Origin of the sequence: Pontivivens ytuae, from assembly GCF_015679265.1 — a bacterium.
GTDB classification, from domain to species: Bacteria; Pseudomonadota; Alphaproteobacteria; order Rhodobacterales; family Rhodobacteraceae; genus Pontivivens; species Pontivivens ytuae.
On sequence record NZ_CP064942.1, the window covers coordinates 91,092 to 113,950 of the forward strand.

The following is a 22,859-nucleotide window of genomic DNA, read 5'->3' on the forward strand; positions in this document are numbered from 1 at the left end:
TGATGGACTGCTTTGAATTTCCGAGTTTCGAACCAGACGGAGTAATTGCCCCGACTAGCTGATGATCAGTCAGTGAGCGAGCAGCGCGCCTCGAGATAGCCCAAGAGATCACGGCAATAGGCTCCCGTCACAACAGGTTTTCGACCTGCTCGTAGTTTGTCCATTTCTCGCAAGCGCGACGAAGATGCTCATGGCAAGACTTGAATTGTGAAAGCAAGTGAAACTCGAAAATAGCAGTCACACTTATTGCCCTCCACGGCACGGCTTGGGCGCTCCGAAAGCTAGTGTCGGGCGGCTTTGGGCTCGGACGAGTTGAGGCCCAAATCAGCGTTTCGTTGGGAAATGCTGGTTAATGCCGAACTGCCGTTTTCTATCTGGAATTGTGACACCAGCTGGTCCAGCCGGCTGGCTTCCTGAGAAAGCGTTGCGCTGGCTCGTGCGGCATCGTTTGAGATGATGGCGCCCTCTCGGATCGTGCCTTCGATCTCGACCATGGCGCTGTCGATGCTCGCCACGTCTTCCGACTGGGCCGAGACCGTTGTCGACAGCGACTGCGTACCTTCGGAGAGGCTGACGACATCGTTTCCGATCCGTTCGAGCGCGGTATCCGCCTCGCGAATGTAGGTGAGACCGTCCGTCACGATGGTCGAGCGCCGCTCCACCGAGCCCTCGATCTCTTCAGCGGCGCGCGCTGTCTGGCTCGCCAGGTCGCGCACGGATTCAGCGACCACGGCGAAGCCGGCGCCGGATGGTCCAGCGCGGGCGGCCTCGATACTCGCGTTGATCGACAGGATGGAGATCTGCGACGCGATTTTGCTGATGATCAGCGTGATCTTTCCGATCTCGGTGGACGACATTTCGACGTCGTCCATGGCACCGACGGCGTTGCGCACGACGTCTCGTTTCTCCGCCGTGATCTGCCGCACTTGTTCGGATACTTTCGCAAAGCTCTCCGTATCTCTCGCGGCATCGGAGGCGGTCTTTGCGAGCGACGTTGTGGCGGATCGGGTCTGGCGAAGGGCGGCCGCGGCGGTTTCGGAGCGTTGCGAGAGATCGTGCGCAAAGGACGACATGGTCTTCGCCTGAGCGCTCAGCGTCCCTGCACTCTCGGTGATCTTCGCCACGACATCCGACAGGCGATGAATTGCGGCGTTGTAGTCGTGCCGGAGGGGCTCGTAGATGCTGTCGAAGGGCTCGGTCAGGGTGCATCGCAGATCGCCTGCCGCGACCCGTTGCAGGGCAGCCGCCAGGGTGGTCACGACCCGCTCCTGCTCCTGCATCCGTGCGGTTCGTTCCGCTTCGGCCCGTGCATTCTCTTCGTTTCGCTTGATCGCAAGGCGCGCCTCTTCAGCGTCGCGATGCTGCTTCTCGCGTTCGAGTTCCTGCTTTTCGAGGAGTGCTCGCCGAAGCACATCGAGTGCGCGGCCGACCTGCCCGACCTCGTCACGGCGCGCCGCGCTCTCGATACGGTCTTCGGTGCGGCCGTCCCGCAGCCCTTCGATCTCGACGACGGCCGCGCGAATGGGCTGTACGATCGAGATCGAGAGCGCGGCGACGATGAGGCCCGCAAGCAGGAAAACAGTGACGCCAAAGAGGATCGTCCTGATCCGGACGAATGCAACGCGGTCCTGGATCGGGCCCGCGTCGAATGTCAGCTCCAGCATACCTATGACGGCCTCGTCCGGTGACAGCAATGGCACGCGGCTGACCACCGCCTCTTCCGGCACCGCCGCGGTTGCGGCAAGGGAGGCGAAGACTTCGTCCTCGGCAATGACCTTTGCCGCGGCGAAATGGGTCATCGCGCTGAGACCGCGCAGTCCGTTCTCAGCGCCGCCGGGATCCAGTTGCCAAAGCGCTGCGCTCACCGGCTGGGCGACGAGCGTTTCCGCGAGGGCGATTTCCGTCCGGATCGCCTCCTCCAGCGCACCGGAGAGCTGCGCCGTGCTGACGGCCGTCATCACGACGTTCAAGACGGCCAGTCCCGCGAGCAGCGTCAGCAGCAGCCTTCGGCCGATCCCGTGGCGCGGGAACAGCGCGAGCAGTCCTGACAGTCGTGAACGGACGGCCTCCAATGATGCTACTCGCTTGCCGTCTGCAGAGCCGCGGCGCCACCGAAATACGATGCTCTGAGCGCGTCATAGGTGCCATCCGCCTGCAATTCCGCCAACGCGGTGGCGAGCCTTCGCGTGATCTCCGGATCGGCGTCCTTCGGCCCGGCGAGCCACAGCGTGGAGCGCTTGACGGCATCGCCAATGACGAGGCGATCCGGTTCGAAGCCGAAGTCGCGCCACATGAACACCGCACGCTCCCGCAGGGTGAAGACGGCGTCGATACGGCCGGCTTCCAGCATCCGGAGGGCATTGTCGGTCTCGACATGTTGGACGTTGTCGAATGCGGCGCCCTGCAGGATCCGTTCATAGTTTCCCCGCGCGGCAATGCTGCCGACGTCTCGCGCCGCCTCGAGCGAGTCGAGCTGCGGCCCGGTGCTCAGGAAGGCCTGCTCCACTTCCAGAATGGGAACGATCCAGGCGTAGAGTTCTTCGCGCCGGGCATTGCGCGTGGGTGCGAGGAGATAGGCATCGGCGCCGTTCTGGACCTCCTGCTGAGCCCGCTCCCAAGGCTGGTAGACGAGGTCCAGCGTCAGCCCGGCCCGATCGGCGAGAAGATGGATGAGTTCATGACTGAAACCGGGCGGGTCCATATCGGTACCGCGCGCCATCGGATCGAGATCCGTACTGGTGAAAACGCGGATCGTCTGTGCGCCAGCGACGGATCCGAACAGGAGCAAGGTCGCCAGGGTCAGGGCAATTCTCAGCATAGCGTATCTCCGAACCAGGGTCAGAAGACTGAAGCGCTAGCAAAGCGATCCTAAAACTCCCTTAAGTCCGAGCGCGGGCCAGCGGTGATTTGCTCTTCGAGGCTTGGCGCCGGACGCTGCCTCCTGTCAGCTTGACGACCTGACCCCTCGGGCCGCGCCGGACGCTGACGCAAGGCGACGGAGCTTGCGGATGCTGCAACCGGATCGGGGCAGCGGTGTTCCAGGGCTCAGGCTTTGGCCTCGAAGCCCAAGCTCTCGCTGCCCGTACGGGCAAACGGCAGCGAGTCGAGGACAACACAGCGCGCTTCATTTCCTGCTTTTCTGTGGAAGCACCCGCCACACCCTGCGCTGCAGCAGCGCCCACGCGAACGCGGCGATCACGAGCAGGCAGAGGACGCTCTTCGAGAGGATCTCCATCGCCCCCTCGATGAGCATCGCATGCGCCACCGTGCCGATCACAATGACGGTCGTGGCCGCGGTATGGGCCATGCGCCAGACGCGCAGACCGATCCGCTTTCGAACCAGGGCGAGCAGCGCGGCGGCGAACGCCGCCCACATCGCAAGTGCGCCCCAGATAGCGAAGGGTGTGGGCGACCGGAACAGCAGCACGTCTATGACGTCCGGTGGGCTCGTGATCCAGAGACCCGCCACGTGGACGAGCACCATGAGGACGAGTGCCGCGCCGATCCATGGATGCACACGGCGGCCACGGATGCCCGGCAACGTGTCGGCAACCAACAGGGGTTGAAGCAGCAGAAGTGCGAGACCGATGATCCCGGCGAAGCCCGCGGCGATATACACAGGCTGCCGCCATGCGAGGAGGGGGCTTGCGGCCGCCGCGATCAGGGGGACCGTGATGACCAGCACCACGGTCAACCAGATCAGGGCCGGACGCATGCCTTCAGACGGGGCGCAGCACGAACTCGACGTCGAGGCTGGTATCGGACGCACTTCCCATGATCGGACGCAGGAAGACGGTCTCGAACCCGCCGTCGTCATACTCGGCGTCGTAGGCCAGGTGCCCGTGCGGTTGCCCGAAGGCCGGTACGATCTGCGGCATCTCGATGCGGAAGACCCCGTTGGCGTCCGTCAGGGTGGCGCCGTGCGAACGCTCGTCGCGCTCATGTCCCTCGGTCGTGTGCGCCCAGACTTGGATCCGCCGCCCGGCCAGCGGCGCACCGTCGCCTGCGCGCCGCACGGTCCCCGTCGTCCAGAAGCCCCCGCCTCCGATCCGGTCCACGATGGGCGCGCCGGGACGATAGTTGTTTGCCCCGCCCCGCATCGTGGGCGTTGGTGCGAGCGACTGGGCCCTGGCCGGGACCATCAACCCCGACGTGCCGGTGACGAGGGCCGCGCCGGCGGTCGCAAGCAGGACGCGACGCGTTGCGTTCGTGATCGTCATCTCGGTCTCTCCTCTTCAAGGGGCATCGAATGATCACCTGGGATATGGTGGCTGTGCTCCTCAAGGGCCACCGGGACGGCTTCACGAAGCGGAAGGGTGACATCTCCTCAACCTGCATTGCAGTCGGATTTGCCCCCGTTCTGTTGACGGTTACGTCGGAAAGCGCGGTGACTTTTCGCGGGCGGTCCCTTCGCAGTCGATGGGCGAGAGATATCCCTAAGCCGGGTGATGGCGGTCAAGATTGTACTAGTTCTAGACGATCTCGAAGATGGCCATGAGAACCTCCGCGTTGGTTCGAAACCTGCGCCGGTCGAGGAACTCGCATTGCAGGATGGCGAAGAAGTTCTCGCAAATGGCGCCGTCACAGGCACCTTCGACCGATCCCAGCGACGACTTGGCGCCGGTCTCTGCACACCTCAGACTGAACGTCACGGACGTGTATTGCGCCCCCCGGTCTCTATCGTGGATCACGTCCGACGGCTTGTGCTGGCCGATCACCATGTTCATCGCGTCGAGCACGAATTGCGCCTCCAAGTTCATCCCCATAGCCCAGCGGACGGCGAATCATGGATGCACCATTTGCTCAAGCACAGTGACGACCGCAGGAGGACGACATCGAGATACAGGAACCCGGCCCAGGTCGTTGCGGATCTGATCGAGGTGCCGGAGCACCACACGCATTTCAGTCCAAGTGAATGGCGCAAGGCTCAGGAAACGAACCTCATGAGACGGGATCAAGCGGTCACCCGAAAAGAGGAGGCTGTGTCCCGACGCACCAGAGATCTGGACGCGAGAGAAAGGATTGCCGAAACCCAAAAGCGGCGGGCGGACACTGTTCTGAGAACCGCCAAGCAGATCGCCAACGGCGAGATCACGAGCGACGGTCTCAGTCGGATTGCGAGAGACACCGAAGATAGTATGTCATCCGACGCAGAGACTGATCACGGCGCCACAATTACGACCTTCGCGCGCGCAATGCGCGTTCTGAATGCTCGCACCGAAAAAACGGCTCCCGCGGCTCTAAAGGACGAGTTCGAGGCGATCCGGTAGGCTAACAACGCCATCGTCTCCATTGCGCGTTGTCTTCCGAGCGACCTCCTCAGAAAGATCGACTTCGACCAGCTCTCCACGGCACAGATGAAGCAGATCGAGCGGATCGCCAATGTCGGCGCGAAGATCGGTGCCGATCAAGAGAAGGAGCGTGCCGCGACCCTGGATGCCATGCGCGACACCCTCGATGCCGTGTTCGAAGATGAAGAGAACGCGAAACGACCTCTTCGCCGCCTTCGCGCACAGCCACCGCCGCCCGCGCCCGCCGCATCGCAAAGCGCCCGGCCTGCCCGCTCACCGTCGCAAGCGCAATCGAAAGACGGCTATCCTGAGTAACAGTATTCTGCCCGGTGATCCGCTTCCGGTCCCTAAGCCGGTGGCTTATCGCGGGGCTCACTCGACACTCCAAAGAACGATGAGAGAGGGCACGAACCATCCGTTCGCGCCCTTTACCGTGTGACGCAAAGCTCGTAGAAAGCTACCTGGGTCTGCAAAAGACTGAGCAAACGGCCCTCCGAATGACCGACCCATCCAATCTGGTGAACAACGGTGGGGCCTCCCCCAAACCCCGGGATACTTTTGGACAGATGAAGGTCAGTCGCGCGCGGGGAGCAGCAGCGAGCTGTCGCCGTAGGAAAAGAAGCGGTAGCGCGCCGCGATGGCGTGGGCGTAGACCCCGCGCATCTCCTCCATGCCCATCAGGGCGGAGACGAGCATCATCAGCGTCGACTTCGGCAGGTGGAAATTGGTCATCAGCCCGTCCGTGACGCGGAAGCGGAAGCCCGGCGTGATGAAGATGTCGGTCTCGCCCCGCCACGGTGCGATGGTGCCGGAGGCGGCTGCGCTCTCGATCAGGCGCAGGGCCGTGGTGCCGACCGGAATTACGCGGCGGCCCTCGGCCTTTGCCCGGGCGATGGTCGCGGCGGCGGTCTCCGTCACCTCGCCCCATTCGGCGTGCATCTTGTGGTCGGAGACGTCGTCCACGGTGACCGGCAGAAAGGTGCCGGCGCCGACATGGAGCGTCACCCGCGTGCTCTCGACACCGCGCGCGGTCAGGCGCTCCAGCAGATCCGCGTCGAAGTGGAGGGAGGCGGTGGGCGCGGCCACGGCGCCCGGCTTCTCGGCGAAGACGGTCTGGTAGTCCTCCCGATCCGCCTCGTCCGCGGCGCGTTTGGAGGCGATGTAGGGCGGCAGCGGCATCTCGCCGGCCAGCGCGATGGCGGCGTCGAGATCGGGGCCTGAGCGGTCGAAACGCAGGGTGACGCGGCCACCCTCGCCCTTTTCCACCAGTTCGGCGGAGAGGTCGCGGAAGGCGATCACGTCGCCCTCCCGCAGCTTCCGTCCGGGCTTTGCCAGCGCCGACCAGCTCTCGGGCGACAGGCGTTCGAGCAGCGTCGCTTCGATCTTCGCCGTGCCGGGGCCGTCCGTCGTCTCCCGCGTGCGGGTGCCGAAGAGGCGCGCCGGGATCACCTTGGTGTCGTTGAAGACCAGGAGGTCGCCGGGGCGCAGGATCTCCGGCAGGTCGTGCACATGGCGATCGGAGAGCCGCGGCCCCTCCGCCAACAGGAGGCGCGAGGCCGGGCGCGGCTTCACGGGGCGGAGCGCGATCAGCTCCTCGGGCAGGTCGAAATCGAAATCGGAGAGCTTCATGGCGACGGGCCTTGCCACCGCCCGCAGCGGGACGCAAGGCCGCACTTGATCGAGGTCAAGGCGACCCGCCGCAGGTCCGTGATCGGTGCACGCATTAACAATACGTCCAGAAGGATTTTCCCGATGCGTCTCGCCATCCTCGTCGCATGCCTCCTCCCCACCCTCGCCATCGCCGACACGCCGCCTCGCATCGAGGCGCCGCTGACCGAGACGCGCGGCGATGGCTGGCGGGGCGTGAACCTCTATGCGGGCGACGCGGGCTGCACAGACTGCCACACGAACCCGGATGTCGCCGCGATGGGTCCGGGCGGCGATCTGGGACCGGAGGTCGGCCTGCTCGGCGCGCTCTACGACCGGGCGGAGCTGCGCGCGATCCTCGTCGATGCCCGCAGCGTCTTCGGCGATGAGACCGCGATGCCCGCCTTCGGGGCTGACGGTCTGCTCAGCCCGCAGGACATTGAGGACCTGGTTGCCTATCTGTCCGAATTGCAGCCGCGCTGAACCGGGCGCGCGCCCGCGCCGTATCCGCATCGGACAGACCAGAAGGAGACCCCCATGACCGACCTGACCGGCCAAGCCGCCCCCGATTTCAGCCTGCCCGCCTCGGGTGGTCAGACCGTCAGCCTCGCCGACTATGCGGGCAAACCGGTCGTGCTGTTCTTCTACCCCAAGGCCGACACCTCCGGCTGCACGAAAGAGGCCGTGGGCTTCACCGAAGCGAAGGCCGAGTTCGAGGCGGCGGGCGCCGCGCTCATCGGCATCTCAAAGGATCCGGTGAAGAAGCAGGACAAGTTCGCCGACAAGCACTCCCTCGGCATGCCGCTGATGTCCGACGAGGAGGGCGACGTATCCGAGCGTTACGGCGTCTGGAAGGAAAAGCAGATGTACGGCAAGACCTACATGGGCATCGAGCGCTCCACGTTCCTGATCGGGCCGGACGGCAAGGTCTTGCAGGAATGGCGCAAGGTGAAGGTGCCGGGCCATGTCGAGGACGTGCTGACGGCGGTGAAGGGCCTCTGAGGGCCGAACGTATCCACTGAGAGAAGAAGCGTTGCGGCGGCCGCGCCGCAGCGCGATAAGGCGGGCGCGTATCGATTGCGGAGCCTCGCCATGCTGATCCCCGACACCCTCGCCCAATGTGCGGAGGCCGTGCTGCGCACTCCGGACCCGCGGGAGAAGACGGCTCTGTCACGCGCCTGTGCCGCCGAATGGCAGCGGCGTTGGGACGGCGATCGGATGCCGGTCGGGACCGCGAGCCCGCCCGACCGCCCTGCCCGGCCGGACCAGCCGGAACTGCTCGACCCGCGCCAGGTGCCGCGGCGGCGGCCCGGCACGCCGGAGGGGCGGATCGCGATCCTGCATGCCATCGCGCATATCGAGCTCAACGCGGTGGACCTGCACTGGGACATCGTCGCGCGCTTCACCCATATCCCGATGCCCTCGGGCTTCTACGACGACTGGGTCCGCGCGGCGGACGAGGAATCGAAGCATTTCAATCTGCTCGCCGACCGGCTGGAGGCGATGGGCAGCCATTACGGCGCGCTCGCCGCCCATGCCGGCATGTGGCGCGCGGCGGAGGATACGGCGCACGACATCGAGGCGCGCCTCGCCGTCGTGCCCATGGTGCTGGAGGCGCGCGGACTCGACGTGACGCCCGGCATGATCGCCCTCTTCGAGAAGGCGGACGATGCGGAGACGGTCGCGGCCCTCCAGACCATCTATGCGGAGGAGGTCGGCCACGTCGCCTATGGCTCGAAGTGGTTCCACTTCCTCTGCGGTCGGCACGAGCGCGATCCGCGGGACGCGTTCCACGACCTGGTGACCCGCTACTTCCACGGTCCGCTCAAGCCGCCCTTCAATGACGAGAAGCGGGCGGAGGCCGGACTGCCGCTCGACTTCTACTGGCCGCTCGCCGACGCGTGACCGGCGCAGAATCGCGCAAGTTTAGAGACAGGACAACAATTCGCCTTTTGCGACAGTATCGGCAAATTCTCGCCGATCTTGCGTCGTGTTCCTCGGATGATCGCAATCCTTGGTGGTACACGGCCCTGTGAGAGCCCTTGAACGGTTGAACCTGCCTTTTCCGTCGTCTAGCCGTGAATCACCGCAAACCGAGGGGACCTCGTCGCGAGACGGGGGCGGAGAGCGGGCCATCGCAAGAACACGCCTGCGGTGGTGGGGCAAAACGAGGGGCTAGGGATGGGATCTCAAGGGCTGTTGGACCGGCTTCTGCCGGAGAAACGTGTCTATCTGAAATCTGGTGACGATGTAGCGCATGTGCGCCTGACGCCACTGACCCAGGCGGCGGCCTGCGCGGGCGGGGTTCTGCTCGCGGGCTGGACGCTGACGGCGACCGCCCTGTCGGTCGCCGCACTGAGCGGACCGGAGGGCGGAACCTCCACCACGGTCGTCCGCGGCATGCACGAAAGCCGCATTGCCGAACTGACTGAACAGCGCGCCGCCTATGCCGCGGCCGCGGAGGAAGCGCGGGTCCGGGCCGAGCAGGCCACCGCCCTTCTCGCCGCACAGCAGGCCGATCTGATCGCCCTGACCGAGACGGCGACCGAGGCGCAGACGGCGGGCGAGGACATGCACGCCAAGCTCGACGCCCGGGCGCGGGAGCTGGCGGAGCGCGAGGCGGATCTTGCGGCCAGCGTTGAGCGGCTCGCCGCCGTGGAGCGCAGCGCCGTCGCGCGGGAGATGGAGGCCGAGGATCTGGTGCGCACCGTCTCGCTGCTCCTCGACAATCTCGACCGCACCGCGGCCGATCGTGACATGATGGCGGCCGAGGTTGCGGCCTTCGACGAAGTGAAGACCGCGCTGGAGACCCGCGCGATCCTCGCCGAGCAACAGCAGGAGCGGGTCTTCACCCGGCTTGAGCAGGCGGTCGAAGGCGGCATCGCCGAGCTCGACGGCGTCTTCCAGCGGGCGGGCACCGATGTCGACGCGCTGATGGACCAGCTCCAGGGCAGCTATGTCGGCCAGGGTGGTCCCGAGGTCATGTCCGAGGATGAGGAAGCACACCTCATCATGCAGAACCCGCAGGCCGCGCGCCTGATGCTGCTGCTGGGCCAGATCGACCAGCTCAACATGCGCCGGATCGCGATGGAGCGGATGCCCTTCGACCACCCGGTCGCGGGCCCGCACCGCACATCGAGCCGGTTCGGCAACCGCCGCGACCCGATCAACGGGCGCATCCGGCGGCACGAGGGGCTGGACTTCGCCGGGCCCGTCGGCACCGCGATCACCGCGGCCGCCGAGGGCACCGTGACCTATGCGAACCGTCAGGGCGCCTATGGCAACGTTGTCAAGATCAGGCATGCTTTCGGTTTCGAAACCGTCTATGCTCACCTGCATCGGATTCACGTCGCGGTGGGTGATGAAGTGACGCGCGGCGACCGTATCGGGGACATGGGCTCCACCGGTCGGTCCACCGGCTCCCATCTACACTACGAGATCCGCCTGGGCGGTGAGCCCGTTGACCCGATGACCTATTTGAAGGCTGCTGAAGATGTTCTCTAAAAGCAAGATCAACGACCCGATCGAGACGCCGAAGGCCGACGACAAGGCCGCGCCCGCAGCGTCCGGGTCCGCCGCGCCGAAGACGCCGCCGACCGGCAGCCCGGCGCCCGCCGCACCGAAGCCGAAGGCATCCCCGTCGGTCCTGTCCTCGGACCTCAACATCAAGGGCAATGTCGAGACCTCGGGCGATATCCAGATCGAGGGCAACGTGGAGGGTGACATCCGCGCCCACCTGCTGACCGTCGGCGAGGGCGCCACGGTGAAGGGCGAAGTGATCGCCGATGACCTCGTCGTGAACGGCCGCGTGGTGGGCCGGGTGCGGGGCCTGAAGGTCCGCCTCACCTCCACCGCCCGCGTTGAGGGCGACATCATCCACAAGACGATCGCCATCGAGAGCGGCGCGCATTTCGAGGGCTCCGTCCAGCGCTCGGACGATCCGCTCTCCCAGGGCGCTGCCGCCCCGGCGAAGAAGGAAGCGGCGTCCGCCTGACGCACTGAGCTTCTACTGATCGAGCCCGGCCCGTCGCGGCCGGGCTTTTGCTTTGCAGGCTGGCTTTCGCATCACGGCCCCGCCCCTTTGACCTCCCCCGGTCGGATCGTTATCTAACCGTCACTCAAGCAGCCCCGGGATCCCACGACCATGCGCGCCGAAATCGCCAACATCGTCACCGACATCGAGAAGAGCCTGTCGTTGCTGGAGCAGCGCCTGGGCGAGACGGCGGCGTTCCGGCTCGAGGAGCTCAACGCGATGAGCGAGGATCCGGAGCTGTGGAACGATCCGGCCCGCGCGCAGAAGCTGATGCGCGAGCGGCAGACGCTGTCGGACGCCATCGACACCCATGCGGGGCTGAAACAGGACCTCTCCGACAATATCGAGCTCATCGAGATGGGCGAGGCCGAGGAAGATGCGGATGTGGTGGCCGAAGCCGAGGGCGCGATCCGCGCGCTGAAGGAGCGCGCCGCGCAGAAGGAGCTGGAGGCTCTGCTCGACGGCGAGGCCGACGGCAACGACACCTTCCTCGAGATCAACGCGGGCGCAGGCGGCACCGAGAGCTGCGACTGGGCCGCGATGCTCGCCCGCATGTATGTCCGCTGGGCCGAGCAGCACGGCTACAAGGTCGAGCTCCAGTCCGAGAGCGCGGGCGAAGAGGCGGGCATCAAGTCCGCCGCCTACAAGATCTCCGGCGAGAACGCCTATGGCTGGCTGAAGGGCGAAAGCGGCGTGCACCGGCTCGTGCGCATCTCGCCCTATGACAGCGCGGCGCGGCGGCACACCTCCTTCAGCTCCGTCTGGGTCTATCCGGTGGTGGACGACGATATCGAGATCGAGGTGAATCCCGCCGACATCCGCATCGACACCTATCGCTCCTCCGGCGCCGGTGGTCAGCACGTCAACACCACCGACTCCGCCGTGCGGATCACGCACATCCCGACGAACATCGTGGTGACGAGCTCCGAGAAGTCGCAGCACCAGAACCGCGATATCGCGATGAAGGCGCTGAAATCGCGGCTCTACCAGATGGAGCTCGACAAGCGGAACGCGGCGATCACCGAGGCGCACGAGGCCAAGGGCGACGCGGGCTGGGGCAACCAGATCCGCTCCTACGTCCTGCAGCCCTACCAGATGGTGAAGGATCTGCGCACGGGGGTGGAGACCTCCGACACGCAAGGGGTACTCGACGGTGATCTCGACGGCTTCATGGCCGCCACGCTGGCACAGGGTGCCACCGGCAAGAGCCGCGCGGAAGCGAACGCCGAGGCGTGAGGCCGACCGACCGAGGCGTTGCCCCGGTCGTGGGCTCCGCCCGCTCCGGCCTGAAACGCTCCGCCGAAGCGTTTCCGAGACAGCCTTCGGCCCCGGGATATATTCGGACAGATGAAGGTGGGAGCGGCTCTCTCGCCGCTCCCGGTCCGGTATCAGCTCATCGCCTGGACGGCGCGTTTGGTCATGACGCCGACGAGGTGGGCGCGGTAGGCCTTCGTCCCGTGGATGTCGCCGATCATGTCCTCCTCCGGGTAGCTGAGGCCCGACAGGGCGTCGGCGGAGAAGTTGGAGGAGAGCGCCTGCTCGGCTTCCGTCCAGCGGAAGACGCCGTTCTCGCTCGCGCCCGTCACGCCGACGCGCACGCCGTCCGCGTACTTGGCGACGAAGGCCGCGACCAGCGGGAAGCGGCTCGCGGGCTGGGGCATCTTGGCGTAGTGCGCCTTCTCCGGGATCGGGAACCGCACACCGGTGATGATCTCGCCCTCGTCGAGCGCGGTCGCGAACATGCCCTCGAAATAGTCGTCCGCCGCGATCTCCCGCTTGTCGGTGATGATCGTGGCCCCCGACGCCAAGGCGACCGCCGGGTAGCACGCCGAGGGATCGTTGTTGGCGAGGCTGCCGCCGATCGTCCCGCGGTGGCGCACCGCGGGATCGCCGATGCGGCCCGCGAGATCGGCGAGGCCCGGATAGATGTCGGCGACCGCACGTGCGACCATGGCGTGGGTCGTGCCGCCGCCGATCACGACGGCGTCGCCCTCCTGCCGGACATATTTCATCTCGTCGATATGGGCGAGGCTCACCAGCGTGCCCGGATCGGCGAGGCGCTGCTTGAGCGTCGGGATCAGCGTCTGTCCGCCGCCGAGCGCCTGTGCCTCACCGCCCGCGAGGGCCTGCACGGCCTCCGCAACGGTCGAAGGTTTCACGAAGTCAAAGCTGTACATGTTCAGTCTCCCTAGCCGAGGCTTAAGAGGAATTTGAAGATGGCCGGCACCACGAAGCCGACGAAGATGAATACTCCAAAGGCGATCTCCGCCTCCATGAAGATCCACACGCCGATGCCGATGCCGGCCGACAGGACGAGCCAGATCAGGAACGGGAAGGTGAGGAAAAGCTCGAGCCAGAACGAATTCTTCGAGCCCGACCAGAACCCACCCCCCTGTTTCCGGTTGTCCGTCATGCGGAGTTCATCGCGGCCCAGACGCGCTGGGGCGAGAGCGGCATGTCGATATGCTCGACCCCGTGCTCGCTGAGCGCGTCGATCACCGCGTTGACGATCGCGGGCGGAGAGCCGATGGCCCCGGCCTCACCGCAGCCCTTCACCCCCAGCGGGTTGTGGGTGCACGGCGTCTGGCAGGAATGGTCGACGGTGAACATCGGTACATCGTAGGCCCGCGGCATGGCGTAGTCCATGTAGGAGCCGGTCAGAAGCTGCCCGTCCGCGTCGTAGACGCAGTTCTCCAGCACCGCCTGGCCGATGCCCTGGGCGACGCCGCCATGGACCTGGCCCTCGACGATCATCGGGTTGATGACGTTGCCGAAATCGTCCGCGGCCGAGAAGGCGACGACGTCGACCTTGCCGGTCTCGGGATCGACCTCCACTTCGCAGGCATATCCGCCCGAGGGATAGGTGAAGTTCGCCGGATCGTAGAAGGCACTCTCCTCCAGCCCCGGCTCGATATCCTCCAGCGGGTAGTTGTGGGGGACGTAGGCCGCGAGGCAGACATCGCCCCAGGCGACCGACTTGTCGGTGCCCGCGACGGTGAACTGGCCGTTGGCGAACTCGACGTCGCTCTCGGATGCCTCCATCAGGTGGGACGCGATCTTCTTCGCCTTCGTGATGATCTTTTCGGTGGCGCGGACCATGGCCGATCCGCCGACCGCGATGGAGCGGGAGCCGTAGGTGCCCATGCCCATCGGGGTGCGCGCGGTGTCACCGTGCACGATATCCACCTGCCCCTCGTCGATGCCGAGCATGTCGGCGACGACCTGGGCAAAGGACGTCTCATGCCCCTGCCCGTGGCTGTGCGAGCCAGTCATGACGCTGATCGAGCCGGTGGCGTTCACCCGCACGGTCGCACTCTCGTAGAGACCGGCGCGGGCACCGAGCTGACCCACGAGGTTCGACGGCGCGATGCCGCAGGCCTCGATATAGTGGGCGATGCCGTAGCCGCGCAGCTTGCCGCGGGCCTTGGACTCCGCCTTGCGCGCCTCGAACCCGTCGCGGTCGGAGATCTCCAGCAGCTTGTCGAGCGTCGCATGGTAGTCGCCGGTGTCGTACTCCACCGCCACCGGGGTGGCGTAGGGGAACTGCGACTTGTCGATGAAGTTGCGCCGGCGCAGCTCCACCGGGTCGATCCCCATCTCGCGCGCGGCCTTGTCGATGACCCGCTCGAGCTGGAAGGTCGCCTCGGGGCGCCCCGCCCCACGATAGGCGTCGACCGGCACGGTGTTGGTAAAGACCGCCTTCACATTCACATAGATCAGCGGCGTGGTGTAGTTGCCCGCCATCAGCGTGCCGTGCAGCCAGGTCGGGACCGAGGGCGCGAAGGTCGACAGATACGCGCCCATATTGGCGTAGGTGTCAGTGCGCAGGGCGAGGAACTTGCCCTCTTCGTCCATCGCGAGCTCGATCTTGGTGACGTGATCGCGGCCATGGGCGTCGGACATGAACGCCTCGGACCGGGACGCGGTCCACTTCACCGGCCGCTTCAGCGCCTTGGCCGCGAAGGTGCAGAACGCCTCCTCGGCATAGTGGAAGATCTTGGTGCCGAAGCCGCCGCCCACATCCGGGGCCACGACGCGCAGCTTGTGCTCGGGAATGCCGAGCACGAAGGCGCCCATCAGCAGCCGGATCACATGCGGGTTCTGGGAGGTGGTGTAGAGCGTGTGCTCATCCTTCCAGGCATCGTACTCGCCGATGGCCACGCGGGGCTCCATCGGGTTGGCGACGAGGCGGTTGTTGGTGAGCTCCAGCGTCGTGACGTGGTGCGCGCCCTTGATGGCCTCGTCCACGGCGTCGCGGTTCTCCTCAACGAAGCCCCAGTCGTAGCAGAGGTTCGAGGTCAGATCGTCGTGGACCTTCGGCGCGCCATCGGCGACCGCGGCCTTCATGTCGATGACGGCCGGCAGCTCCTCGATATCCGCCTCGATCAGTTCGGCGGCGTCGCGCGCCTGCTCCAGCGTCTCGGCCACGACCACGGCATAGGGGTCGCCCACATGGCGCACCTTGCCCTCGGCCAGCACGGGGTGCTTGGGCTCCTGCATCGGCTGGCCGTGGCGGTCGGTGACCTGCCAGCCGCAGGGGATGCCGCCCACCTCGGCGAAGTCGGCGGCGGTGAAGACCTTGAGCACGCCCTCCGCAGCCTCGGCCGCACTCACGTCGAGCGCATTGATCTTGCCATGCGCCATGTCTGAGCGGACGAAGAAGGCGTGCGCCTGGCCCGTCACGTTGATGTCGTCGGTGTATTTGCCATTGCCCGTGAGGAAGCGCAGGTCCTCCCGGCGCTTCGAGCTGGCCCCGATCCCGGTATCCTTCGGCATGTGAAATCCTCCCTTGCCGGGGGCGGGCGTCTTGGCGCGTCCCTGCCCCGTTGTTGCTGAGTGTGTGTGTCTGTCGTTACTCCGCCGCGACGGGCTGGACCTGTTGGCCCGCGGCCGCCTGAATGGCCTTCACGATGTTGTGGTAGCCGGTGCAGCGGCAGATATTGCCTTCGAGGTAGTCGCGGATCTCGTGCTCGGTCGGGCTGGGGTTCTTGGCGAGCAGGTCGGCGGCGATCATGACCATGCCCGGCGTGCAGAACCCGCACTGCAGCCCGTGGTAATCCTGGAAGGCCTGCTGGATCGTGCCCAGCGAGCCGTCGGCATTGGCCATGCCCTCGATCGTCTTGACCTCGGCCCCTTCCGCGTCCGCGGCGAACATGGTGCAGGCCTTCACGGCGTGGCCGTCCACATGTACGACGCAGGCGCCGCACTGGGACGTGTCGCAGCCCACATGGGTGCCGGTGAGACCCAGCCCCTCACGCAGGAATTCCACCAGCAGGGTGCGGCCTTCGATCTCGCCCGAGACCTCCTTGCCGTTCACCGTCATCGTCACGTTGGACATCGATTCCTCCATCTTGGTGTTTGTTATTGTTATGAGTTTTTTCAGGCGGTGCGACCCTTGAAGAGCCGTCCGAACATTCCCTTGCGCGGGGCCTCCTCACCGGCCTCGACGAGTTCCGGCTCCGGCTCCTCCGCGGGTGCCGCCGGTCCCTCGATCTCCGCCTTGAAGCGCTCGAAGAACTGGTCGGCCATCTTCTTGGCGAACCCGTCCACGATGCGGGAGCCGAGCTGCGCGAGCTTGCCGCCCACCTTCGCGGTCACGTCGTAGTGGAGCATCGTGCCGCCGGGCACCTCCTCCAGCCGGATGTCGGCGCCGCCCTTGGCGAACCCCGCGGCGCCCCCCTTGCCCTCACCGGTCAGCGTCGCGGCCTCGGGCGCGGTCATGTTCTCGAGCGACACGGCGCCCTTGAAGGTCGCCTTCACGGGGCCGACCTTCTGGACGACGACGGCTTCGAAGCCCTCCTCGGGCGAGCCCGTCATCTCCTGACAGCCGGGGATGCAGGCCTTGAGCACCTCGGGGTCCATCAGGGCCGCCCAGACGTTTTCGCGCGGGGCGGCGATCTCGCGGCTGTCCTTCAGCTCCATGGGTCTCTCCTGTTCTGGGGTTCGAGTGTATCGGGCCGCCCCCGCCGCGCCATTCGACCAAGGGAGGGTGCCGCGACGAAACTCATCGTTCCGGCGCGTCGAAACTGAGGCCGTGGCGGGCGAAGATCTCCTCGATCGCACCGCTGGTCAGCCCCTCGCGGATCGCATCGTCCACCGTGTAGCCCAGCGCGCGGTAGGCGTGGTGGACGGCGACGCCCAGCGTCCACTCACCGCGCGCGAGGCCCGGGATCGGCGGCTGGTGCAGCGCCAGAGCATCGGTCAGGCCCGCCTCCAGCTCCGCCTTCGGCCCCATCGCCGCCGTGACCTCGCCCGCGGCCAGCGCCGCCATGGCATCCGCATGGGTGCGGAAGCGGCGGACATTACCGCGCATCTGCCCGCCGAACGCGCCGGAAAGGAAGAAGTCGGACAGCGTGTCGTTCTCCACCGCCACCGTCTCGTACCGGAAATAGGGCACCGTCGGCGCATCGTCGGGATAGACGGCCGGGTCGTAGGCGATGGCGAGGCTCTCGGTCGCGTACTGCCCGGTGAAGACCACCTGCTCCACCCGACAGGCGAACTCGCTGTCATAGGGCACGTGCAGCATGACGTTGGAGACGGCGCCGCCGATCAGCGGCCCCTTCCAGACCTGGTTGCGCAGGTCCTCCTCCAGGTTCTCGCCCGCCGCGACGAGATTGTAGCGCGGCTCGACGCCGATGTACTCGGCGATGAGCGCGCCGATCTCGATATCGACGCCCGCGGGCCGCCCGCCCTCCTCATAGGACCAGGGTGGATAATCCTCGTAGGCGGCGAAGGTGATGAAGCCCCGCTCCATGATGGTGTCGAGGTCGGTCCCCACGATGTCGCGCGCCGTGTTCTGCGGGCGCGCCTGCGGGGTCCAGTTCTCGCACCGGGCCAGCGCCTCGCCCGCCGGGGCGAGGGCCGCGATGAGCGGAAGCGCGAAGGCCAGCCGCATCCGGGTCAGTTCGCCGCCGACAGGCCGATCGTCAGCGTCTCGGCCGCCTTGGCATAGGACGCCTCGGTCCCGTCGATCTGCTGGGCGGCGCGCAGGGCGACGCTGTCGGCGAGATCGGCGCCCGACAGGGTCTCGATCTCGTCCGCGATCGCCATCAGCTCGGCCTTCGCGGCCTCGGGATCGGCCTCGCCCCCGTCGGACCACTCCACGAGCTGGTCGCGGATCGTGCGCAGCTCCGGCGTCTTCTCGGTGATCTGCTGGTCGTCGGGCCGCGTCTCGATATAGGAGCGGATGGCCCACGCGGCCTCCTGCCCCAGAAGCTCGCCGAAGGCCGGCATCCGCGTGATACCGTTCTGGGTGTAGCCGTTGCGGTAGCGCTCCACGTACCACTCGTCGCCGAACTCGTCGGCCTCCAGGAACCGCAGGTCGGGCGCGAGCCCGCCCGACACGCCGCCGAGGCCGTGGCACCGCGCGCAGTTCTGGTTGTAGCCCGACGCGCCGATATCGATCGCGGTGGCATAGACCTCCGGATCGCCGCGATAGGGGTTCTCGAAGGCCCAGTCCTCGCCGACCTCCGGCAGACCGCTGGTGTCCACCGCCTGGGGGGCCACGTCGCCGTGGGCAAAGGCGAGACCGGTCGAGGTGATCAGCGCGAGCGCGCCGAGGCGGATGATGCGGGCCATGGGTGTCCTCCAAGTATTGTTGCCCAAAGCATAGGCACGCGCCCCGGCGGCGCGGAATTAGACCTTCGGCCAAGGCGGCGGGCCGTTTGCCTAGACATTGGTCGTATTCGGCTGCGTGGCGGCGCTTGCTAGCGTTCTCAAAACGAAAAAAGGGGAGGACGATGCGCAACGCCGCGATCTTCGCAGCATCGATGCTGTGCGCGACTGCCGTCTCGGCACAAGTCACGGTGGACGTGGTCTACCTGCGGCAGGAGGTCGAGGCCCCGCCGGTCCTGTCCAATCTCGACCCGATCCCGGAGGATGAGGGCATCGCGGGCGCGGAAGTCGGCCTCGCCGACAACGCCACCACGGGCCGCTTCATGGGCCAGGACTGGGCGCTGGAGGTCGTGAGCGTCGCGCCCGGCGGCGACTTCGCCGCGGCGGCGGTCCAGGCCCTCGGCACCAGCTCCCTCCTCATCGTGGACGCCCCCGCCGACGCCCTGCTGACGGTCGCCGATCTGCCGGAGGCCGCGGGCGCGATCCTCTTCAACGCCACCGCCGGGGACGACCGGCTGCGCGGCACCGATTGCCGGGCGAACGTGCTGCACGCCCTGCCCTCCAACGCTATGCGCACCGACGCGCTTGCCCAGTTCCTGGTCTTCCGCCGGTGGGACGAGACGGCGCTGGTCTACGGCACCCACCCCGACGACATCGCCTATGCCGAAGCCCTGCGCGGCTCGCTTGAGAAGTTCGGACTGGAGCTCAGCGACGAAGCCGAATGGGCCTTCGACGCCGACATGCGCCGGAACGCGAGCCAGGAGGTGCCGCTCTTCACCCAAGAGCTACGGGATCACGACATCCTGCTGATCGCCGACGAGATCCACGATTTCGGCCGCTACATCGCCTACAACACCTGGGAGCCGCGGCCCGTCGCGGGCTCCGAAGGGCTCACCGCCGTCGCCTGGGCGCCGGTGGTCGAGCAATGGGGTGCGGCGCAGCTCCAGAACAGGTTCGAGGAGCACGCGAGCCGCCCCATGCGCCCCGACGATTACGGCGCCTGGGCCGCGATGCGCACCATCGGCGAGGCCGTGACGCGCGCGGGCTCCGCCGAGGCGCCTGCCTTGCGCGAGTACATCCTGTCGGAATCCTTCGAGCTTGCGGGCTTCAAGGGCCGTCCCATGAGCTTCCGACCGTGGAACGGCCAGCTCCGCCAGCCGATCCCCCTCGTCACCGAACGCGCCGTCGTCGCCATGGCCCCGTTGGAGGGGTTCCTGCACCCGACCTCCGAGCTCGACACGCTGGGCTCGGACGCGCCCGAAACCACCTGCACCGCCTTCACGGAGTGAGAGATGCGCTACATCCTGCCCCTGCTGCTCGCTGCCTCCCCGGCCCTCGCCGACGAGATCTGGGTGACGAACGAGAAGGACGACACGATCAGCGTCATCGATGTGGAGACACAGGAGGTCGTGCGCACGATCGAAACCGGTGAGCGCCCCCGCGGCATCACCTTCGCCCACGACTATTCCGTGGTCTACATCTGCGCCTCCGACAGCGACGCGGTGCAGGTGATGGATCCCGAGACCGGCGAGATCCTGCACGATCTACCCTCCGGCGAGGATCCCGAGCAGTTCGTGCTGCACCCCAACAACCGCCACCTCTACATCGCCAACGAGGACGACGCGATCACCACCGTCGTGGATACCGAGAGCCGGACGGTGATCGCCCAGATCGACGTCGGCATCGAGCCGGAGGGCATGGCCGTGAGCCCCGACGGGGCCATCGCCATCACCACCTCCGAGACCACCAACATGGCGCATTGGATCGACACCGAGACGCAGGAGCTCTTCGCCAACACCCTCGTCGACTCGCGTCCGCGCCACGCGGAATTCGTGAAGGACGGGACGGAGCTCTGGGTCTCGGCCGAGATCGGCGGGACCATCAGCGTCTTCGACGTGGAAAGCCAGGCGGAGCTCGCCAAGATCGAGTTCGAGGTGCAGGGCATCCACCCCGACCGGGTGCAGCCCGTGGGCTTCGAGCTGACCGAGGACGAGGCCTTCGCCTTCGTCGCCCTCGGACCCTCCAACCATGTCGCCGTCGTCAATGCCGAGACCTATGAGGTCGAGGACTATATCCTCGTCGGCCGCCGGGTCTGGCACATGGCCTTCAACGGCGACAAGTCGCTGCTCTTCACCACCAACGGCGTCTCGGGCGATGTGAGCGTCATCGATGTGGAGAACCGCGAGGCGACGAACACGATCAAGGTCGGCCGCTTCCCATGGGGGGCCGCCTACCGGCCCACCGAATAACCAAAGACCCAAAACAACGACCATCGGGAGGATACTTCATGCTTCGCACGCTTCTCTTGGGCTGCGCACTGCTCGCCGCACTGCCGGCGCTGGCCGACGATGACGACGACAACCGCTTCGGCCTCGCGGGCCTGCTGTCGGCGGGCAACAAGGAGGACCTGCCGCCGATCACGCTGAGCGCGGGCATGCCGCTGGCCGACGCGCCGCTGGAGCTGCAATCGGGCACCTATTACGAGATCGAGATCGAGGCGGACGGGAGCCAGGAACTCGCCCTCGTCGGGCCCGAGTTCTTCCGCGCCATCTGGATCGACGAGATCGTCATCGAGGGGCTTGAGATCCGCCCGCTCGGGCTCGACTCCGTCGAGTTCGACGAGGCGGGCACGATGGAGGTCGGCTTCATCGCCATCAAGCCCGGCAGCTACCACCTGATGGTGCCGGGCTCGACCGGGGAGACCCAGCGGCTGGAGATCTCCATCCGTTGACCCTGTCGGTCCAGGGCGTCGGGTTCTCCTACGGTGCGAACCGGGCGCTCGACGCCTTCTCGTTCAACGTGGAGCGCGGGTCGTTCTGCGCGCTGCTCGGGCCGAACGGGGCGGGGAAATCCACGCTCTTCGCCCTGCTCACCCGGCTCTTCACCACGACCGAGGGGCGGATCGCGGTGGCCGGGCACGACATCGCCACCGCCCCGCGCAAGGCGCTGGCGGAGATCGGCGTGGTCTTCCAGCAGCCGACCCTCGACATGGACCTGAGCGTCCGGCGCAACCTGACCTATTTCGCGGCCCTGCACGGCCTCTCGGGCCGTGACGCGGCCGAACGGTCCGAGGCGGCGCTGGACCGCGCGGGCCTCACGGATCGCGCCGAAACCAAGGCCCGCGAACTCAGCGGCGGACAGCGGCGCCGGGTGGAGATCGCCCGCGCCCTGATCCACCGCCCCTCGGTCCTCCTGCTCGACGAGCCGACCGTGGGCCTCGACGCCGCCTCCCGCGCCGCGATCACGGAGCATGTGCACCGCCTCTGCGCCGAGGAGGGCCTCACGGTGCTCTGGGCCACGCATCTCACAGACGAGGTGCGCCCCGACGACCGCCTCGTCATCGTGCATCGCGGCCGGGTGCTGGCCGACGGCATCGCGGGCGAGATCGCCCCAGCCAGCGTGGCCGACACCTTCCTCGCGCTGACCGGAGCTCCGGCATGAGCTGGCTCACCGCCCTCCGGGCCATCGCGCTGCGCGAATTCCTGCGCTTCCTCGGCCAGCGCGGCCGGTTCATCGCGGCCCTCGTGCGCCCGCTCGTCTGGCTGCTGGTCTTCGCCGCCGGCTTCCGCGCCGCGCTCGGCCTCTCGATCATTCCGCCCTACAAGACCTACATCACCTACGAGACCTACATCGTGCCGGGGCTCTGCGGCATGATCCTGCTCTTCAACGGGATGCAGTCGTCGCTGAGCCTCGTCTACGACCGGGAGATGGGGTCGATGCGGCTGCTGCTCACCTCGCCCCTGCCCCGCTGGTGGCTCCTCTTCTGCAAGCTCTTGGCGGGCACCACGATCTCGATCCTGCAGGCCTACGCCTTCCTCGCCATCGCCGCGGCCTTCGGCATCACCATGCCATGGCCTGGCTACCTGCTGGCGCTCCCCGCCCTGCTGCTCGCCGGGCTGATGCTGGGGGCGCTGGGACTGGCGCTCTCGTCATTCATCAAGCAGCTGGAGAACTTCGCGGGCGTGATGAATTTCGTCATCTTCCCGATGTTCTTCCTCTCCTCCGCGCTCTACCCGCTGTGGAAGATGGCGGAAAGCTCGGAGCTGCTGCGCGACATCTGCGCGGTGAACCCCTTCACCCACGCAGTCGAGCTCATCCGCTTCGCGCTCTATGCCGAGGTGAAACCGGACGCGCTCGGCTGGACCGTGCTCGCCGCCGCCGCCTTCATGGCGCTCGCGCTCTGGGGCTACGATCCGGCCCGCGGCATGGTTCGACGAAAGCGGTAGCACCTTCGTCGCCTGCGGGCCGCGCCGAATTCGTGCTATATGTCCCGC

25 protein-coding genes are annotated in these 22,859 nt (G+C 66.8%); 12 read left to right on the forward strand and 13 right to left on the reverse strand.

Annotated features, from left to right (window positions below; all coding sequences use genetic code 11):
• Positions 1 to 281 precede the first annotated feature (281 nt).
• The 5 genes from I0K15_RS00235 to I0K15_RS00255 all read right to left on the reverse strand — a co-directional run bounded on the left by I0K15_RS00235 (position 282) and on the right by I0K15_RS00255 (position 4,739).
• Positions 282 to 2,072, reverse strand: coding sequence for a methyl-accepting chemotaxis protein (locus I0K15_RS00235; protein WP_196103450.1), 1,791 nt, complete (start codon positions 2,070 to 2,072; stop codon positions 282 to 284).
• Between the two features lie 5 nt (positions 2,073 to 2,077).
• Positions 2,078 to 2,818: a substrate-binding periplasmic protein gene (locus I0K15_RS00240; protein ID WP_196103451.1), complete on the reverse strand. Its 741-nt coding sequence runs from the start codon at positions 2,816 to 2,818 to the stop codon at positions 2,078 to 2,080.
• 306 nt (positions 2,819 to 3,124) lie between these two features.
• A complete protein-coding gene (locus I0K15_RS00245; RefSeq protein WP_196103452.1) occupies positions 3,125 to 3,715 on the reverse strand; it encodes a ferric reductase-like transmembrane domain-containing protein in 591 nt (196 codons plus the stop codon).
• Positions 3,716 to 3,719: 4 nt separating this feature from the next.
• Entirely contained in the window at positions 3,720 to 4,220 is a 501-nt protein-coding gene (locus tag I0K15_RS00250; RefSeq protein WP_196103453.1) for a twin-arginine translocation pathway signal, read from the reverse strand.
• A 252-nt stretch (positions 4,221 to 4,472) separates the two neighbouring features.
• Positions 4,473 to 4,739, reverse strand: coding sequence for a hypothetical protein (locus I0K15_RS00255; RefSeq protein ID WP_196103454.1), 267 nt, complete (start codon positions 4,737 to 4,739; stop codon positions 4,473 to 4,475).
• Positions 4,740 to 5,357: 618 nt separating this feature from the next.
• Here I0K15_RS00255 and I0K15_RS00265 point away from each other — a divergent pair.
• Positions 5,358 to 5,606, forward strand: coding sequence for a hypothetical protein (locus I0K15_RS00265; protein WP_196103456.1), 249 nt, complete (start codon positions 5,358 to 5,360; stop codon positions 5,604 to 5,606).
• Between the two features lie 258 nt (positions 5,607 to 5,864).
• On the opposite strand, the gene queA is transcribed toward I0K15_RS00265, so the two are convergent.
• Positions 5,865 to 6,920, reverse strand: a complete 1,056-nt coding sequence (gene queA, locus I0K15_RS00270; protein WP_196103457.1) for a tRNA preQ1(34) S-adenosylmethionine ribosyltransferase-isomerase QueA — start codon at positions 6,918 to 6,920, stop codon at positions 5,865 to 5,867.
• Positions 6,921 to 7,043: 123 nt separating this feature from the next.
• On the opposite strand from queA, the gene I0K15_RS00275 reads away from it, so the two are divergent.
• The 6 genes from I0K15_RS00275 (at position 7,044) to prfB (ending at position 12,207) form a co-directional block, all read left to right on the forward strand.
• On the forward strand, positions 7,044 to 7,421 hold the full coding sequence (locus I0K15_RS00275; RefSeq protein WP_196103458.1) for a c-type cytochrome: 378 nt from the start codon (positions 7,044 to 7,046) through the stop codon (positions 7,419 to 7,421).
• A 54-nt stretch (positions 7,422 to 7,475) separates the two neighbouring features.
• Positions 7,476 to 7,940, forward strand: coding sequence for a thioredoxin-dependent thiol peroxidase (bcp, locus tag I0K15_RS00280; protein ID WP_196103459.1), 465 nt, complete (start codon positions 7,476 to 7,478; stop codon positions 7,938 to 7,940).
• A gap of 90 nt (positions 7,941 to 8,030) precedes the next feature.
• Positions 8,031 to 8,843: a ferritin-like domain-containing protein gene (locus tag I0K15_RS00285; protein ID WP_196103460.1), complete on the forward strand. Its 813-nt coding sequence runs from the start codon at positions 8,031 to 8,033 to the stop codon at positions 8,841 to 8,843.
• 294 nt (positions 8,844 to 9,137) lie between these two features.
• On the forward strand, positions 9,138 to 10,442 hold the full coding sequence (locus I0K15_RS00290) for a DUF5930 domain-containing protein (RefSeq protein ID WP_196103461.1): 1,305 nt from the start codon (positions 9,138 to 9,140) through the stop codon (positions 10,440 to 10,442).
• Positions 10,432 to 10,932, forward strand: a complete 501-nt coding sequence (locus I0K15_RS00295) for a bactofilin family protein (RefSeq protein WP_196103462.1) — start codon at positions 10,432 to 10,434, stop codon at positions 10,930 to 10,932. Before I0K15_RS00290 ends, I0K15_RS00295 begins: the two co-directional genes overlap by 11 nt.
• Positions 10,933 to 11,082: 150 nt before the next feature.
• Positions 11,083 to 12,207 (forward strand): peptide chain release factor 2, encoded by a 1,125-nt coding sequence (prfB, locus tag I0K15_RS00300; RefSeq protein WP_196103463.1) that lies wholly within the window; start codon positions 11,083 to 11,085, stop codon positions 12,205 to 12,207.
• Positions 12,208 to 12,359: 152 nt separating this feature from the next.
• Here the strand turns inward: prfB and I0K15_RS00305 are convergent, their stop codons facing one another.
• The 7 genes from I0K15_RS00305 to pedF all read right to left on the reverse strand — a co-directional run bounded on the left by I0K15_RS00305 (position 12,360) and on the right by pedF (position 18,549).
• Positions 12,360 to 13,148 (reverse strand): FAD binding domain-containing protein, encoded by a 789-nt coding sequence (locus I0K15_RS00305; protein ID WP_196103464.1) that lies wholly within the window; start codon positions 13,146 to 13,148, stop codon positions 12,360 to 12,362.
• An 11-nt stretch (positions 13,149 to 13,159) separates the two neighbouring features.
• Entirely contained in the window at positions 13,160 to 13,384 is a 225-nt protein-coding gene (locus tag I0K15_RS00310) for a hypothetical protein (RefSeq protein WP_196103465.1), read from the reverse strand.
• Entirely contained in the window at positions 13,381 to 15,747 is a 2,367-nt protein-coding gene (locus I0K15_RS00315; RefSeq protein WP_196103466.1) for a xanthine dehydrogenase family protein molybdopterin-binding subunit, read from the reverse strand. The genes I0K15_RS00310 and I0K15_RS00315 overlap by 4 nt, the downstream gene beginning before the upstream one ends.
• Before the next feature lie 76 nt (positions 15,748 to 15,823).
• The gene (locus I0K15_RS00320) at positions 15,824 to 16,309 is read right to left on the reverse strand and encodes a (2Fe-2S)-binding protein (RefSeq protein ID WP_196103467.1); all 486 of its coding nucleotides are present in this window, start codon (positions 16,307 to 16,309) and stop codon (positions 15,824 to 15,826) included.
• A 41-nt stretch (positions 16,310 to 16,350) separates the two neighbouring features.
• Complete coding sequence (locus tag I0K15_RS00325) at positions 16,351 to 16,893, reverse strand: SRPBCC family protein (protein ID WP_196103468.1); 543 nt, start codon at positions 16,891 to 16,893, stop codon at positions 16,351 to 16,353.
• Positions 16,894 to 16,975: 82 nt separating this feature from the next.
• Complete coding sequence (locus I0K15_RS00330) at positions 16,976 to 17,866, reverse strand: substrate-binding periplasmic protein (RefSeq protein ID WP_196103469.1); 891 nt, start codon at positions 17,864 to 17,866, stop codon at positions 16,976 to 16,978.
• Between the two features lie 5 nt (positions 17,867 to 17,871).
• Entirely contained in the window at positions 17,872 to 18,549 is a 678-nt protein-coding gene (gene pedF / locus I0K15_RS00335) for a cytochrome c-550 PedF (RefSeq protein WP_196103470.1), read from the reverse strand.
• Between the two features lie 161 nt (positions 18,550 to 18,710).
• On the opposite strand from pedF, the gene I0K15_RS00340 reads away from it, so the two are divergent.
• Genes I0K15_RS00340 through I0K15_RS00360 form a run of 5 tightly spaced genes read left to right on the forward strand, consistent with a single transcriptional unit; the run spans position 18,711 to position 22,811 of the window.
• Entirely contained in the window at positions 18,711 to 19,874 is a 1,164-nt protein-coding gene (locus I0K15_RS00340; RefSeq protein ID WP_196103471.1) for an ABC transporter substrate-binding protein, read from the forward strand.
• 3 nt (positions 19,875 to 19,877) lie between these two features.
• Positions 19,878 to 20,834: a YVTN family beta-propeller repeat protein gene (locus I0K15_RS00345; protein WP_196103472.1), complete on the forward strand. Its 957-nt coding sequence runs from the start codon at positions 19,878 to 19,880 to the stop codon at positions 20,832 to 20,834.
• 38 nt (positions 20,835 to 20,872) lie between these two features.
• A complete protein-coding gene (locus I0K15_RS00350) occupies positions 20,873 to 21,316 on the forward strand; it encodes a hypothetical protein (RefSeq protein ID WP_196103473.1) in 444 nt (147 codons plus the stop codon).
• Positions 21,313 to 22,026 carry an ABC transporter ATP-binding protein gene (locus I0K15_RS00355; RefSeq protein WP_196103474.1) on the forward strand — a complete coding sequence of 238 codons (714 nt, stop codon included), beginning with the start codon at positions 21,313 to 21,315 and terminating at the stop codon, positions 22,024 to 22,026. The genes I0K15_RS00350 and I0K15_RS00355 overlap by 4 nt, the downstream gene beginning before the upstream one ends.
• Complete coding sequence (locus I0K15_RS00360; RefSeq protein ID WP_196103475.1) at positions 22,023 to 22,811, forward strand: ABC transporter permease; 789 nt, start codon at positions 22,023 to 22,025, stop codon at positions 22,809 to 22,811. The genes I0K15_RS00355 and I0K15_RS00360 overlap by 4 nt, the downstream gene beginning before the upstream one ends.
• Positions 22,812 to 22,859: the final 48 nt, after the last annotated feature.